Genomic DNA, 15,427 nt, shown 5'->3' with positions numbered 1-15,427 from the left:
CAAGTCGTTAGGAGCTTTTGTCATAGAAATAATGTGCTTATCAAAAAAGCAATTAATAACTAGATAATTATTAGTATTATAGTTATAATTTGACTTAGGAATGCAGTTATATAAAGCTATATTTTGACGCACTACACTATAGAAGATCTATCAATACCATTTTCTTTAATGATTTTTCCTACCCATTCACGAAAAGAGTCGTCTTCTATTTCGCTCTTGGTAACATTAATTGTGGTCACAATTTCTAATCCATTCTTTTTCCACTTACTCTTTTGAATGAAATCATTTTCTATTACCCATTTAGTAATTTGTTTAATCAAACCTATTCGTTCAGCTATTGGGATAAACAATTGTGGACCTGCTGGTTCTCTTTCACCTCTGTCCCATCTCAATAGGGCTTCTGCTTCAGATATCGTATTATCCTTGAGATTAATAATCGGCTGATAAACAAGATAAAACTCATTCTTATTTATTGCATCTTGTAGTGAACCTGAAATTTCATAGGATAATTTCATAGTACTATCAAAACTAGTGTCATAAGTATAGACACCTGATTCATAAATTCCACCTTGGTCCGCAGCGATTCTAACTTTGTTATATATTTCTATCGCATCATCTCTACCGCCATTATTAAATGCAATTCCAACTTTTATAATTAATTTGAATGAATAATCGTCAATCTCAATTGAATCCGAAACACTTTCAATATACTTAGACATTATCTGAGTTATGTTACGTTCATCATATTCTTTCAAAACAAGTACGTATTCATTAAAATTAGATGAATACAATTCATTTCCTTCAAAGTTGGTTTTAATATGATTGATCCCTTCATGTATTATCCTATTTACAATGTTATAATTGACATACTTACTTATTCCTTTAAGATTGACGATTTTAAAAAATATCAAGCAGAATCTTTTGTCATTTTTGATCATTTTATTTAATTCAGGGAATAGCTTATTTGTGTTATAAAGTCTTGTAAAGGTACTAATTAAGTCTTTCTGTTTTAATCGTTTATTAATTTCATTATTATCATGGAAAATATATCCTGTAATAAATGCAACTAATAAATAAATCAATATCCTAATTATCCAGTTCTCGGGTTTTTGCATAATTCCTTCGGATAAATTTAAAGGCATAAACGGACCTACAATTATGCCCAATAAAATAGCAACTACCAGACTTCCTTTGATTTTCCAATAATACGCAGCAATAATAATTACAATAAAATTCAATTGTAGCCATGCATACTGAGTGCCCCCACTTATATATGTAATCAAATTAAAAGCGATACTTAAAAATAATACTAACAGTATTTTATTGAGGTTTCCCATTGGTCCATTTGATTGTTTGGTGAATAATTTCATAGATTTATCCCCCCACTTTAAAGCAAAATTTATTTATATGTTCTCAACTACTTCAGTTTTTATTGTGTCAAATAGCATCATGATATCAATTTTTACATCCATTATTAAACACCTTTATCTAATTCTACAACTTAATCATACCATAAATATACAATTATCGATAGCTTTCTCTCATAAAAACCCCAGGGGCACGCAAATGAGTGTTAGTTCCTCTTGAAAATGGTAACATTAGGTTTAAGCGTAGGACGGGTTGAAAACGAGCCTAAAAGAAAGCGAAAGGAATTGATGGAGTTGCAAAAGAAAATTATACAGTAAACTTGGAATCAAACGTTGGGAAATTGGTGAAATAATTAAAAACCAGAAGTTATAGGCCAGAACCTATAAGAAGATAGTGTTATTTGATATGAATGAAACATTACTAAATTTAAGTCTATCAAAAGAGAATTTTGATAAATATTTTGATGACGATTATGTGCTCAAGTATTGGTTTACTAAGTTGTTACATACTTCTACTATAGTTGGTAATATGGATGAATATAGAGATTTTGGTGAACTGGCAGAGGTTGTACTAGAAAATGTATTTTATGAAAGTGGCAAACAATTAACAAAGGCAACAAAAGCTGAAATATTAGGTTCTTTTAGAAAACTCCCCCCATATGATGATGTTCCTGAAGCACTTAAAACGCTTAGGAAAAATAACATCAGAGTGATTGCCGTATCAAATTCATCATTAGAAATGGTCAATTCTAAAAATCCTACCACATTTGAAAACTAATTAACCATCCCATATAATATGAAAAGCAAAGGATAAAGATTATTATTATTATTATAGAAGTAGCTATTACAAATAGTGTATCTGATTTCTCCCAATAAATAGCTTTATAATAGGTTCTAATCATATTATTTTCAAAACCTCTAGCTTCCGTTCCTCCATGTTAACACTTTGTTTACATGGCTTGGGTAGCTTTGCGGTGCATTGGTACGCTTGCTAGTTTCTTAGCTAAGTCCATATTTTTTTAATTTGTATTGTAAAGTACGTCTAGCTATATTTAAGTCAATTGCCGTTTTTTCTCTATGTCCATTATTCCTATAAAGCGCTTCTTTTAACCCCCTAATTTCTTGTTCTTCAAATTCATAATTTTTAGCTGTGTCTTCTGAAACAAGATTTGATTCTCCCATTTGACTTGATCTTTTTATATATTTTATTTTTTCCATTATTCTTATAGGTAAATCATTTACTTTTAGATTTTCATCAGATGAAAGTGCTATACTACATTCTAGTGTATTTTCCAATTCTCTTATATTTCCTGGCCAATTATATATTTCAAATAAATCCCAAACTTCATCTGATACAGATAATATTTTCTTTTTAAATTTTTTATTTATATTTTTTATGAAGCCTAAAGATAACTCTTTTATCTCATCCTTTCTATATCTTAAAGGACAACATTCTATTGTCACTACATTCAATCTATAAAATAAATCTTCCCTAAATATTTTTTTCTGTACAGCATTCTCTAAATTTATGTTTGTTGCTGCAATTACTCTTGCACTTAATTTTCTGGGTACGGATGATCCAATCCTCGTAAAACTCTTTTCTTGTAAAACAATAAGTAGCTTAGCCTGTAAATTTAAATCTAAAGTTCCAATTTCATCTAGAAATATCGTTCCATTTTTAGCAGATTCAAATTTACCAATTTTTGTTTCATTTGCTCCCGTAAAAGAGCCTTTCTCATGTCCAAAAAGCTCACTTTCTATCAGATTTTCAGATAGTGATGCACAGTCTACCTGTATAAAAGGCATTTGTTTTCGATTACTTCTAGAACATATTTCTCTGGCTATTACACCTTTACCTGTTCCACTTTCTCCTGTGAGCAAAACTATGGTATCCAAATCCTTTATTTTTTCAATTATTTTTTTAATTCTTATTATTTCTTTACCATTTCCAATTAATTTCTTACTTTCTTCTGGACCATCTACATCTTTTCCATGAATTTCTTTTTGATTATCTAAAATGTTTTTTATTTTTTCCATAAAATCATTATTTTCAAATGGCTTTGTTATATAATCATAAGCTCCTTCTTTTATAGCTTCAACTGCATTGCTTATACTTCCAAATGCTGTCATCATAAGTATTATTGTATTCGGTTTAATTTTTTTAATCTCTTTAATTACCTCGATCCCACTTTTTTTTGGCATCCTGTTATCCACAATAACCATATCAAAGTCTTCTTTTTTAAATTTTTCTATAGCTTCTTCCCCATCATTAGCTAGTACAACATTGTACCCGCTATCACCTAACTCTAGCTTTAATATTTTTAAAATTAAAATTTCATCATCTACTATTAGTATTTTTTTCTTTCTCATTTTAAAGCTCCTTATATGGTAAATATATCATAAATTTCGTTCCAATTCCCAACTTAGATTCCACCTCAATAGTCCCGTAGAATTTTTCAATAACAAGCTTTACTATAGCTAAACCAAACCCATTTCCATCATTTCTTGTACTAAAAAAAGGTTTGAAAATATTTTTTATGTTATTCTCTTCGATTCCTTTGCCATTATCCGCTATACATATTTTTATTGTGTCTTTTTTAGATAATTTTTCACATGTGATTTCAATTTTACCAGTACACTCCACCGCTTGCATAGCATTAAAAAGAATGTTTATAAATGCCTGTTGAAGTTGAACATTATTACCTTTTATTAAAGGTAAATCTTTTTCTATATCTTTTGTCATTTTAATATCCTTGGATTTAATATGAAAGCTTAATATATCAAAGCATTTATTTATAGATTCTTCCACACTAATATATCCATAAATATCTTCTTGAGTTATGAATGTATATGACAACATTTTATTTATAACATCATCAATTCTATCTGCCTCTTTTGTTATAGGTAATATAAAATCATTATAATATTCATTTCCTATTAGCTTCTTTTCTAGTATTCTTCCACAACCCTTAATATTTGTAAGGGGATTTTTGATATTATGTGCAATTCCTGCTGCTACTTCTCCTAGAAAAGCAAATTGATTTAGCTGTTCAATCTCTTTTTCATATATTTTTCTGTTAGTAATATCATCCATAACTATGACTATGCCATCAATTTCGCCTCTGCTATTATTTACTGGCGAAAATATTATATCCATATATACTTTTTCACCTTCTATTATGAATATTTCTTCTTTAACTATACAGCTTCTATTATATTTAATTACTTTATTTATGGATTCAAAAATATTCCTCTTGTCTTTTATAGACTTTAACTCAATAAATTTATTTCCTAAAATATCTTGTAAATGTAGCTTAAATATCTTTTCTACTGTTTTATTCCCAGATGTTATAAACCCAGCCTTGTCCAATCCAATAACAATCGATTCCAAACTATCAAACAAACTATCAAGATAATTTCTTTCTCTTAATACGTCATGATTTAATAAAACATTTTCATACAATAAAAAAACCACTGCTGATACTGAGGTGATTTGCTCTTTTGTAAAACCATTCATATTATGAAACACAAAATAAACCTTATATTTAAAGTAAGCTCTTATAGGAATTGCTAAAATAAACCTCTCTTCTCCATACTCCGAAAGATTAAATACTTCAGTTTTATCCTCTAGTTTGAAAATCTTTGAGGCAATACAATTTAATATTAGTTTTAAATCCCCTACATTCTCATTATATTTTAGACAAGCATCTATATAAACCTTGTTATTTTGCGTTATTGTGCATATTCCTACTTCATCTGCTTTGGCTAACTTAGTAATGCCTAAACTATCAATTTTTTTAAGCGAATTTTCAGCTTTACAACTTACTTCCGAAAATATCATATTAACCTCCATTTACCATGTTAAGTATAAGATTTCTGATTTATGTTATTATAGCATAAATATGTTTTAATTTTTGTTAATTTAATCACAAATTACATTATTGTTCATATTTTAAAAAAACCTGATGTATTTATAACTCACATCAGGTTAAAATATAATATTTGTTTATAGACCTTATGACTCCAATACTTTTATTTTACTATTAATCTTGAATCAATTGCTTCTTGCCTTAGTTTTTCCCTGAAATCAGGATGTGCAATAGAAATCATAGCTTCAACTCTTTCTTTAATAGGTCTATTGTACAAATCTGCAATCCCATACTCAGTTACAACATACATTACATCAGATCTTGGAGTTGTAACTGCCTGACCCTTAGGTAGAGTTACAGTAATTGTAGATCCAATACTGCCATCTTTATTTTTAACAGTGGAGGATAAACATAGAAAGCTCTTCCCTCCTTTTGAAATACCAGCAGCCCTTACATAATCAAGTTGTCCACCTGTGCAACTAAACTGAGAAAAACCAATTGATTCTGAACATACCTGACCTGTAAGATCCATCATAAGTGTACTGTTAATTGACATGAAATCGTCATTTTTCCCAGCAATATATGGATCATTAACAGCTTCAATTGGGGCTAATTCAACCTTTCCTTCTGCTACATAATCATATAATTCTTTGCTACCTAAACCAAATCCTGCTAAAATTCTCCCATTTATTATACCTTTTTTAGCTAAATACACCATAGAATCTGTAAGCATTTCAGTATGGACACTTAAATTTTTCTTATTCTCAAGACCATAAGCTACAGCATTTGCAATACCGCCTAGCCCTACTTGTAATGTTGCTCCATCAGGAATTAATGGAATAATGTAGGATGCTATTTTCCTATCTATTTCCTTAGTAGGAGGCTGAGATAGTTCTAGGAGCGGATGGTCATACTCACAAATACAATCTACTTCGCTAACATGAATTCTATTCTTTGTCCCATTTACTTTCGGTTGATTTTTATTCACTTGAACTATTTTCTTTTTTGCATGTTCAGCAACTACACCATTCCATGCTACGCCCGTTACTCCATAGTACATGTAACCATCTTCATCTGGCTCTGACACGTCAGCTAATAATGTATCAACTTTGAACACATCTCTAATTGCCAAGTAAGCTTTTGCAAAATGAACTGAATTAATATCTACGTTCCCTACTTTATAAAATTTTCTTTCAAAAGGACCATAAAAAATTGTATGATAATTAAGTTTACCAATAAATTCTGGCGATTGTAAAAATTTGAAAGGATAAAGCGCCATGGCGCTAACAAGGTCAACGTTTTCAAGTTCCTCTGCACGATCGGCTAAAGCTTCTAAAATTTGTATTGGTGCTGCTGAACATGCACCAAACCAAATTTTATCACCAGATTCAATTTTTTTTGCAGCATTTTCTACTGATACTAATTTACTTTTATAAATATCTTGCCAACTCATAATAACCCTCCTCTTTTTAATAAAAATCTTCATTTACATGTCAAAAAGTAATATTTAGTTATTTGCCTACATAATTAGGTTTTCTTTTTTCTAAGAAAGCTTTCAATCCTTCTTTAAAATCTTCAGTTTTACTGCATTCTACCTGTGCTTTCACTTCTTCTTTTAAATATTGTTCGAAATCAGAAAATTGAGTTTTATAGATTAATTCTTTTATATTTTTATATGAAACTGCAGGACCCTTTACCATTTTCATTGCAAGCTTATTTGTTTTTTCCTCAAGTTCCTCCATTAAGCACACCTCTGTCACTATTCCCATGTCAAATGCTTCTTTTGCAGAAATCCTTTTTCCTGTAAGGGTCAGTTCAGAAGCTTTTGATACTCCTACGGCTCTTGTTAATAGATAGACACCGCCAGTATCAGGTATAAGCCCAATGTTTACAAAGGCTTGTAAAAACAGTGCATTATCTGCTGCAATACACATGTCGCATGCTATTGCAACATTAAAACCAGCTCCTGCAACTGGACCATGCACAGATGCGATTACAGGCTTAGGAAGCTTTTTAATCTTTACTGCTAATTCTGCAGCCTTTTCAATTAATTCACCAAAGCCTTGTCCTTCCTCTATAGCTTTATACATTGCACCAATATCTCCCCCACCACTAAATCCTTTTCCAACACCATTAAAAATTACTACTCTTATAGCTGGGTTACTTCCACATTCATCCAATGCGTTAATTACCTCAGATACTAAAGAATGATCAAATGCATTTAAATTTTCTTTGCTATTTAATGTAATTCTTGCAATACCCTTGTCATGACTAAAAATAATTTTTTCGTAATTCATATTATTACTCCTTCTGTAATTTTATTTTTTTAATTTCTTCTATTAATACAGGTATCACCTCAAACAAATTTCCAACAATACCGTAATTGGCAACACCAAATATCGGCGCATCCTCATCCTTATTAATAGCAATAATCGTATCAGAAGAATTCATACCTGCTAAATGCTGTATAGCACCTGAAATACCACATGCAACATAAATTTTAGGCTGAACAGTTTTTCCTGTCTGACCCACCTGATGAATATGTGATATCCAACCAGCATCAACTGCAGCTCTTGAAGAACCAACTGTAGCCCCTAATACTTTTGCAAGCTCTCTTATCAATGAAAAGTTTTCAGCCATGCCCAGCCCTCTTCCTCCGGATACTATAATTTCAGACTCTTCAAGATTAACTATCTCTCCTGCCGTTTCCTTAATACATTCAATCAATTTAGTTCTAATTTCTTCTTTAGGTGTGTGTATTCTCTCTCTTGAAATCTTTGTGTCTCTAGAAAAATCCGGTTCTATCTTTTTAAAAACGCCTGGTCTCACTGTACCAATTTGAGGGCTTGTATTAGGACATAAAATCGTTGCCATAAGATTTCCGCCAAAAGCAGGTCTAGTCCAAGCAACGTTTCCGCTTTCCTCATCAATATCAAGTCCAGTACAGTCCGCTGTGAGTCCAGTCTTAATTCTACACGATAATCGGGGAGCAACATCTCTTCCGTTATTTGTAGCCCCAATTAAAAGTGTTGAAGGCTTATATTTCCGGACCAATTTATCAAGAACATTAACATATCCATCTGTAGAATATTCTTTATACTCAGAACCTTCTACTAAAATAACTTCATCCGCACCATATGCAATGGCTGTCTTTGCAACACTTTCCACGTTATCACCAATTACTACAGCTATCAATTTTTCCTTGTTAATATCTGCCAATCTTCTTCCTGGATTTAATAATTCTAGCCCCACGCTTTTAGCCTTTCCATTTACTACTTCAACATAAACCCAAAGGTTTTTAAAATCCTCCAGTATATTCATTTTATTTTTCCTCCTATATAATACTTGCCTCAGAGAGCAAAAAAATTAATTCTAAAGCTGACTCTGAACTTGTTTTGCCCTTAATTATAATACCTGATTTTTTGAGCTGAGGGACAAATGTTTTTTTCACCTTTGTAGGAGACCCCTTTAATCCCGTTCTTTCTAAATCAATATCTAAATCAGCAGCTGTCATAGTAGGTATTTGAGCCCTATTTGAAGCCATTTTGCTTTTTATTGTTGCATATCTTGGCTCATAAGCAGTTTTAATAACGGTAATAACAGCAGGCATTTGTGTTTCGATAATTTCGTGCTGATCATCATTTTCTCTTTTTACCCTTACATTTTCACCATCAACTGTGATATCCTCGACATATGTAACCTGCGCATAGCCCAAATGTTCTGCAATTTCAGGACCCACCTGCCCTGTATCTCCATCTATTGCCTGCTTACCACAAAGTATTAAATCAAACTTTTCAGCTTTCTTTTCAATAGCCTTTATTGTAGTTGATAATATATAGCTAGTGGCCAACGTATCTGACCCACCAAAGACTCTGTCGCTTACTAAAATTGCTTTGTCTGCTCCTACCGATAAACATTCTTTCAAAGCAGATTTTGCTTGCTGAGGTCCCATTGCCAAAACAGTTATTATGCCTCCATTAGTTTCCTTAATTCTTACCGCAAGCTCTAACGCATAAGCGTCAAATGGATTCACTATGCTTGGTACACCTGCTCTAATAAGAGTATTTGTAATGGGATCAATTTTAATTTCTGTTGTATCTGGAACTTGCTTTACACAAACTAAAATATTCATTTAAACTCCTTATTATTTATTAATACTAATTAATAAATGTGTTTTATTTTATCAAATGCCCCGCGATTATTACCCTTTGAATTTGGTTAGTTCCCTCGAATATCTGGAATATTTTAGCGTCCCGCAAAAGTTTTTCTACTGGATAATCTCTACTATAACCATAACCACCTAAAATTTGAATTGCATCTAGTGCTACCTTAACTGCAACATCACCTGCAAGACATTTTGCAATAGCCGCCTCCCTTGAAAAAGGCTTTTCAGCTATAATCAGATGTATTGCATGTATCACCATTTGACGTGCTGCCTCTGTTTCAATGTCCATATCCGCCAGCATAAATTGTATTGCCTGGAATTTAGCGATTGGTTTTCCAAATGTGATTCTTTCCTTTGAATATTTAACTGCCTCATCAATTGCTCTTTGTGCAATACCTACAGCAACTGCCCCGACAAAAGGCCTTGAAAGATCTAAAGTTTTCATTGCAATTTTAAATCCGTCACCTTCCTTTCCTAAAAGATTTGTTGCAGGAATTCTTACATCTTCAAATACCACATCAGAAGTATTTGAGAGTCTGATTCCCATTTTATTTTCTTCTTTTCCTACAGATATACCCTTACAACTTCTTTCAACAATAAAGGCCGATAAACCCTTTAGGCCTTTTGATTTATCTGTAGACGCAAAAACTACGTATACATCAGATACCCCCCCATTAGTAATAAAGCATTTCCCTCCATTTATTATATATTCGTCTCCATCTCTTACTGCTGTTGTTTTTATAGAACCAGCATCTGATCCTGCATCAGGTTCTGTTAAACAGAAGGCTCCAAACGCACCAGGTACAATAATGTCAGAAAAAAGTTTTTTCTGCTCAGTTGTTCCTGCAATTAAAACGGGTTTTAATGCTAAGCTAATGGCACATAATCCTGTTGAAAATCCAGCATCAATTTTTCCCATTTCCTCGTAAATAGCAGCTGCAGTCAAATAATCAACACCACCACCACCAAATTCCTCAGGAATTTCAAGACAATGTAACCCCATTTCAAATGCTTTTTCATATAATTCTCTAGGAAATTCACCTGATATATCAAATTCTGCAACGTGAGGTTTTACCTCATTAGTCATAAATTCTTTTATCATCTCTACTAAACTACTTTGTTCTTCGTTTAAAATATATCCCACTTCTTACCTCCTTAATATTTTTTTATTTAATCTCTTTAATATAATAATCATATTGGCCATCTACTAGGTAAGTTACCTAGTAAAGCCTATTTAAACTATCTACTTTATCTTATAGCAAGTTCCGCGCCAAATTAAAAGTGCTTGTTTTATAAGACTTTTATACCTTGTGCAACTGGGCTTTTGTGCAATATATAGAACAATTGCACAAAAGTAGGTTGCACAATTGTTAATTTTATAACTAAAAAATTCAATAGATGGCGCATTAATATAATTAGATGTCTTTTTTGTTTTAGAAAAATAACATAATCATTTAATAGATTAATTCAAATACAGCGGCTGCTCCCATACCTCCACCAATGCACATACTTACAAGTCCATATTTCCCATTTCTTCTCCTTAACTCAGAAAAAAGCTTTATAGTAAGGAAAGAACCTGTACAACCTAATGGATGCCCTAATGATATAGCCCCTCCATTAACGTTTATTATATCCGCATTTAAATTTAATTCATTTATACAAGCCAATGATTGGGATGCAAAAGCTTCGTTGAGTTCTATTAAATCTAAATCTTCCTTTTCTATTCCAGATATTTTAAGTGCTTTTGGAATTATCATATTGTATTGCAGCTCTTCCTTTAGTTCCAAGCACATGAATAGGATTTTTTTGTCTTTGAATGAATCCATTATCATACATTGTTAATACTGTATTTTTAGCTTCAGTTATTATATAATCTTTATTCATTATTATTCTATCTGTCTTCCTAATAAACCCATTATTAGCAGCTTCATAGGCGCTTCCTGATACCGATGCTGTAGAAATACTTTTCTAATCGTTTTGTTGCAAACTGTTCCATAAAATCAACTAATTCTGGTAGAGTATCTAAGGCTGGTATAAGTTCAAATAATTTCATATATCTTGGAGGATTGAAAAAATGTGTTCCCATAAAACATTGTCTAAATTCTATAGGCATATCTTCAACAATTTTATTTATAGATACACCTGATGTGTTAGAAGATACTACAGCACCTTTCTTACAATACTTGGATATTTTTTTCATTATATTTTTCTTAGGTTCAAGATTTTCAACTATTACTTCAATAACCCAATCACTATCACTTATCATGTCCATATTGTCTTCAAAATTACCAATTTTAATTAAATCACCTACACGCTTATGAAAAACTGATTTGTTTTTAGGATCGGTAATTCTCTCTTTCCCTTTTTTCGCAAATTTATTTCTAATTTCCGTACTTTCTAGAGTTAATCCTTTAGCTTTTTCCTCCTCTGTCAAATTTGTAGAAACCATATCCAATAAACAAACCGGTATTCCTATACCTGCTATATGAGCTGCAATATTAACGACTACAGAAGTAGAAAAATTTCCTTCTGAAATGTGGTTAAATGCTTAGAATTTTTAAATAGCCTTCTCTAAGAGCCTCCATAATATTCCTTGGTTCTAGCGCATCCCCTATTACTGTATAATCAATGTTATTATCCTCCAGGTGTTTTATAAGCTCTTTGCCATTCGATTTGTATCCAATAGCTAATATTATATTGTCTACCTTACCCGTGATTTCGCCCTCTTTACCCATCATTGAAATTTTATTATCTGCAACTGATAAAACCTTTGCATCGGTTATTATTTTTACGCCATATTGTTTTAGTTCATTTAACAATATCCACTTATCTCCACCTAAATCTTTTCCTACCTTACTTTGCATTTCAACTACTGTTATATCAAGTGGACTATAGATGCTACTTTTTAGCTCAGATGGAACATATCTGTTTATATATTGCAATGACAAAATATCTGTGAAGATGTTTTCTGCAAGATAGTGAGCTACTTCTAATCCAACAGCACCTCCCCCTATAATATAGGTTTTTCCTTTTCTAATTTTTTCTAAAATATTTCTGTCTGCCTTCAGTACATCTCCAGCCATATAAATGTAGTTTTCGTCAATGCCTTCTATTTTAGGAATTATAGGAGATGCTCCAGCTGCTATAATTACATAATCTGGATTTATTTCTTTTATTATTTCTTCATTCACCATTGTGTTGAATCTAATTTCTATATTAAGCTCTTTTAATTCTTCTTCACTAACCTCACTTAATTCACCTATCCCCCCCTTATAAGGTGGTTTTGAAGCCACCGATAGTAGTCCGCCTATTTTATCTTCGTTCGTGCAAATCACAACCTCATGTCCTTTTAAAGCAGCAGTCTTAGCTGCTTGTATTCCGGCTGGTCCAGCACCTACAATAAGTATTTTTTTATTGTCCCCCTTTTCAATCACTAATTCCTCATTACCTGTTTCAGGATTAAAAGCACATCTAACTTCTTTCCCTCTTAACACTCTCTCAATACACCCTTTGTTACAAGCTACACACTTTCTAATTTTTTTACCATCTCTAATTTTATTTGCAAATTCAGCATCAATTAAAAAGCCACGTGCTACTCCAACAAATTCTGCCAACCCCTTTTGCAAAATTTTCTCTGCTATTTCACCATTATTTATCCTATTACATGCAATCACAGGTACTTTTACAACTCTTTTTATTGCTTCTGCAAACAATGCATATCCGCCTTCTGGAACATGTGCAGATATTTGAGGAATAGGTGATTCATGCCATCCTCCAGTAACACTTATAGCGTCAATTAATCCTGGTTCTATAGAAGCACAAAATTCCTGCATAAAATCAATACCATAACCTCCTGGAATCATATCACTAGCTGATATACGTAGAATTATCGGATAATCTTTTCCTACACCCTCTCTAACTCTTTTTATGACCTGTTTAGGAAATCTCATTCGATTTTCTTTTGAACCACCGTATTGATCATCTCTTAAGTTTGTACGTGGTGATAAGAATTGAGTTAGGAGATATCCAGCACTACAACTTATTTCTACTCCATCAACTCCAGCATTTTTACACCTTAAAGCTGCTAATCCAAAATCATCAATAGTCGAATTAATATCATCAATAGTCATTTCAACTGGGAGCTCTCTATATATTGGTGATGCTATAGCTGACGGTGCTAGTGGCTTCTTACCTTTAATGTTTGAAGATACAATATTTCTTCCTGAATGAAAGAGTTGCATAAACATTTTAGTATCATATTCATGCATAACATCTGATAAAACTTTAAACCCTTCAATGTACTTATCCTCGCCTGCGCAATGCATATCAGGAGGACCTGCTACATCATTTACTGATGCAACAACTACAATTGCACCTGCTCCACCTTTAGCTCTTGCTCTATAAAACTCAATATCTTTCTTTGAAACCTCTTTTTTTTCTGCATATCCAAGATGCATTGCTGACATAATTATTCTGTTCTTAATTTCTAACCTATTTATTTTTATTGGTGTAAATAGAATAGGATTGTTCATTAGCTTACCACCTTTCTCTTTTTCTTTTAGACTCACTTCTTTATAATAGCAAAATACATACCAACATCGTTAACAAGAATAATAGTTTATTGCATTTATATTTTTCACCAGTAATTTTAGATGAGATAGGCGATATGCCACTTGACCTTCAAGCAATACTTCAATTAATATAGATGTAAGAATAATAGCAGCTACAAATAGAAATTTAATCGAAAAAATAAAGCAAGGAGAATTTAGAGAAGATCTTTTCTATCGTCTTGCTATTATAAGGATAAATGTACCTCCATTAAGATCAAGAAAAGAAGATATTTTTATGAAATATACTTGGCCAGGAAATGTACGGGAATTGCAAAATCTCTTAGAAGGTACAATTCAGATTTATAATGATATAGTAATAACCATGAAACATATAAAACAATATTTTAATACTGACATGCAACTTTATGATGAATCTACAATCAAAATAAAATAAGCATCGATAGCTACTACTCCAGCCACTGATGCTCATTCTAAATTCTAACTAATAATTTACTATTTTGCCCAAGTCACAGTTACCCTAGTGGGGTGTGAATCGCCCCACTTGCTAAATATATATAATTTTAGCTATTTAAGAAGTCCTTAGCATATTGTGCATATAATTCAGCACCTATTTCAAGCGCATCTTCATCTACTGAATACATTGGGTGATGCTGAGGATAACAAGCACCTTTAGCTTCATTTCGTACTCCAACAAAAGCGATTAAACCAGGTACTCTGTTCAAGTACTCTGCAAAATCTTCTCCTACTGTGGTTGTTTCAGTGATAATAGATTTAGCGCATATTTGGTCTAAAGATTTTGCTGCTATTTTTGAACAATTTGCATTATTGATTACAATAGGTGTTCCAAAAGTATATGTTACATTTGCTTCTGCTCTATAAGCAGCGGCTGTATCTTGTGCAATCCGTTGAATCATTTTGGGAAATTCTTTTCTAATATTTGGATTAAAGCATCTTGTAGTTCCATTTAGAGTACCTTCACTTGCAATAATATTAAACCTTGTGCCTACTTGGAGAGAACCAATACTTACAACAGCTGGTTCAAGAGGGCTTAATTCCCTGCTTACTATAGATTGAAGATTCATAACAATTGCTGAAGAAGCAGTAACTGCGTCAACTCCTTGGTGTGGGGCAGAGCCGTGGCCTCCCTTCCCAACTACACTAATTGTAAATAAATCTGCTGAAGCCATAAGTGGTCCTTCTTGAACACATACAAAGCCACATTCTATATCACTCCATACATGAATTCCAAAAACTCCATCTACATCATCAAGAGCTCCGGCTTTTATCATTTTTTTAGCTCCTTGCGCTACTTCTTCTGCTGGCTGAAAAAGTAGCCTTACAGTACCATTAATTTCATTTTTGATTTCGTTTAGTATCATGGCAGCTCCTAAGAGCATTGATATATGGCAATCATGTCCGCATGCATGCATAAAACCTTCATTCTCAGATTTGTAT

General features: G+C 32.3%; 13 protein-coding genes and 2 pseudogenes. 2 read left to right on the top strand and 13 right to left on the bottom strand.

All coding sequences use genetic code 11. The features are described 5' to 3' along the window. Positions 1-131: 131 nt before the first annotated feature. The gene (locus tag JJD95_RS16740; protein WP_291644158.1) at positions 132-1,370 is read right to left on the bottom strand and encodes an EAL domain-containing protein; all 1,239 of its coding nucleotides are present in this window, start codon (positions 1,368-1,370) and stop codon (positions 132-134) included. Positions 1,371-1,761: 391 nt separating this feature from the next. Here JJD95_RS16740 and JJD95_RS16735 point away from each other — a divergent pair, with 391 nt between their 5' ends. Continuing rightward, positions 1,762-2,145, top strand: a complete 384-nt coding sequence (locus tag JJD95_RS16735; RefSeq protein WP_367114839.1) for an HAD family hydrolase — start codon at positions 1,762-1,764, stop codon at positions 2,143-2,145. Positions 2,146-2,366: 221 nt separating this feature from the next. Here JJD95_RS16735 and JJD95_RS16730 read toward each other — a convergent pair whose 3' ends face one another. From JJD95_RS16730 to JJD95_RS16680, 11 genes and pseudogenes are all read right to left on the bottom strand, one after another. Further along, complete coding sequence (locus tag JJD95_RS16730; RefSeq protein WP_291644156.1) at positions 2,367-3,737, bottom strand: sigma-54 dependent transcriptional regulator; 1,371 nt, start codon at positions 3,735-3,737, stop codon at positions 2,367-2,369. A gap of 1 nt (position 3,738) precedes the next feature. Further along, positions 3,739-5,208 (bottom strand): ATP-binding protein, encoded by a 1,470-nt coding sequence (locus JJD95_RS16725; RefSeq protein ID WP_291644155.1) that lies wholly within the window; start codon positions 5,206-5,208, stop codon positions 3,739-3,741. Between the two features lie 191 nt (positions 5,209-5,399). Further along, positions 5,400-6,689, bottom strand: a complete 1,290-nt coding sequence (locus tag JJD95_RS16720) for an acetyl-CoA hydrolase/transferase C-terminal domain-containing protein (RefSeq protein WP_291644154.1) — start codon at positions 6,687-6,689, stop codon at positions 5,400-5,402. A 58-nt stretch (positions 6,690-6,747) separates the two neighbouring features. Continuing rightward, positions 6,748-7,533, bottom strand: a complete 786-nt coding sequence (locus tag JJD95_RS16715; RefSeq protein WP_291644153.1) for an enoyl-CoA hydratase-related protein — start codon at positions 7,531-7,533, stop codon at positions 6,748-6,750. A 4-nt stretch (positions 7,534-7,537) separates the two neighbouring features. Further along, a complete protein-coding gene (locus JJD95_RS16710; protein ID WP_291644152.1) occupies positions 7,538-8,557 on the bottom strand; it encodes an electron transfer flavoprotein subunit alpha/FixB family protein in 1,020 nt (339 codons plus the stop codon). A 13-nt stretch (positions 8,558-8,570) separates the two neighbouring features. Then, complete coding sequence (locus JJD95_RS16705) at positions 8,571-9,368, bottom strand: electron transfer flavoprotein subunit beta/FixA family protein (protein ID WP_291644151.1); 798 nt, start codon at positions 9,366-9,368, stop codon at positions 8,571-8,573. Between the two features lie 43 nt (positions 9,369-9,411). Beyond that, positions 9,412-10,545 (bottom strand): acyl-CoA dehydrogenase family protein, encoded by a 1,134-nt coding sequence (locus tag JJD95_RS16700; protein WP_291644150.1) that lies wholly within the window; start codon positions 10,543-10,545, stop codon positions 9,412-9,414. 310 nt (positions 10,546-10,855) lie between these two features. Further along, a pseudogene (locus JJD95_RS16695) lies at positions 10,856-11,152 on the bottom strand (acetyl-CoA C-acyltransferase); the annotation flags it as partial. After that, positions 11,136-11,285 carry a hypothetical protein gene (locus JJD95_RS16690; RefSeq protein ID WP_291644149.1) on the bottom strand — a complete coding sequence of 50 codons (150 nt, stop codon included), beginning with the start codon at positions 11,283-11,285 and terminating at the stop codon, positions 11,136-11,138. The pseudogene JJD95_RS16695 and the gene JJD95_RS16690, both read right to left, overlap by 17 nt. Before the next feature lie 43 nt (positions 11,286-11,328). Further along, positions 11,329-11,850 carry a 3-hydroxyacyl-CoA dehydrogenase NAD-binding domain-containing protein gene (locus JJD95_RS16685; protein WP_291644159.1) on the bottom strand — a complete coding sequence of 174 codons (522 nt, stop codon included), beginning with the start codon at positions 11,848-11,850 and terminating at the stop codon, positions 11,329-11,331. A 91-nt stretch (positions 11,851-11,941) separates the two neighbouring features. Then, positions 11,942-13,933 carry an FAD-dependent oxidoreductase gene (locus tag JJD95_RS16680; RefSeq protein WP_291644148.1) on the bottom strand — a complete coding sequence of 664 codons (1,992 nt, stop codon included), beginning with the start codon at positions 13,931-13,933 and terminating at the stop codon, positions 11,942-11,944. Positions 13,934-14,043: 110 nt separating this feature from the next. Here JJD95_RS16680 and JJD95_RS20155 point away from each other — a divergent pair. After that, positions 14,044-14,297 (top strand): annotated as a pseudogene (locus JJD95_RS20155) (sigma 54-interacting transcriptional regulator); the annotation flags it as partial. A 235-nt stretch (positions 14,298-14,532) separates the two neighbouring features. Here JJD95_RS20155 and JJD95_RS16670 read toward each other — a convergent pair. Then, a partial coding sequence (locus JJD95_RS16670) for an amidohydrolase (protein ID WP_291644146.1) occupies positions 14,533-15,427 on the bottom strand: 895 nt, incomplete at its 5' end.

It is taken from the genome of Clostridium sp. (assembly GCF_016650035.1).
Lineage (GTDB): Bacteria > Bacillota > Clostridia > Clostridiales > Clostridiaceae > Clostridium_AD.
The sequence above is the reverse complement of the archived record's forward strand: the minus strand, read 5'-3'. Positions and strand labels throughout refer to the sequence as shown.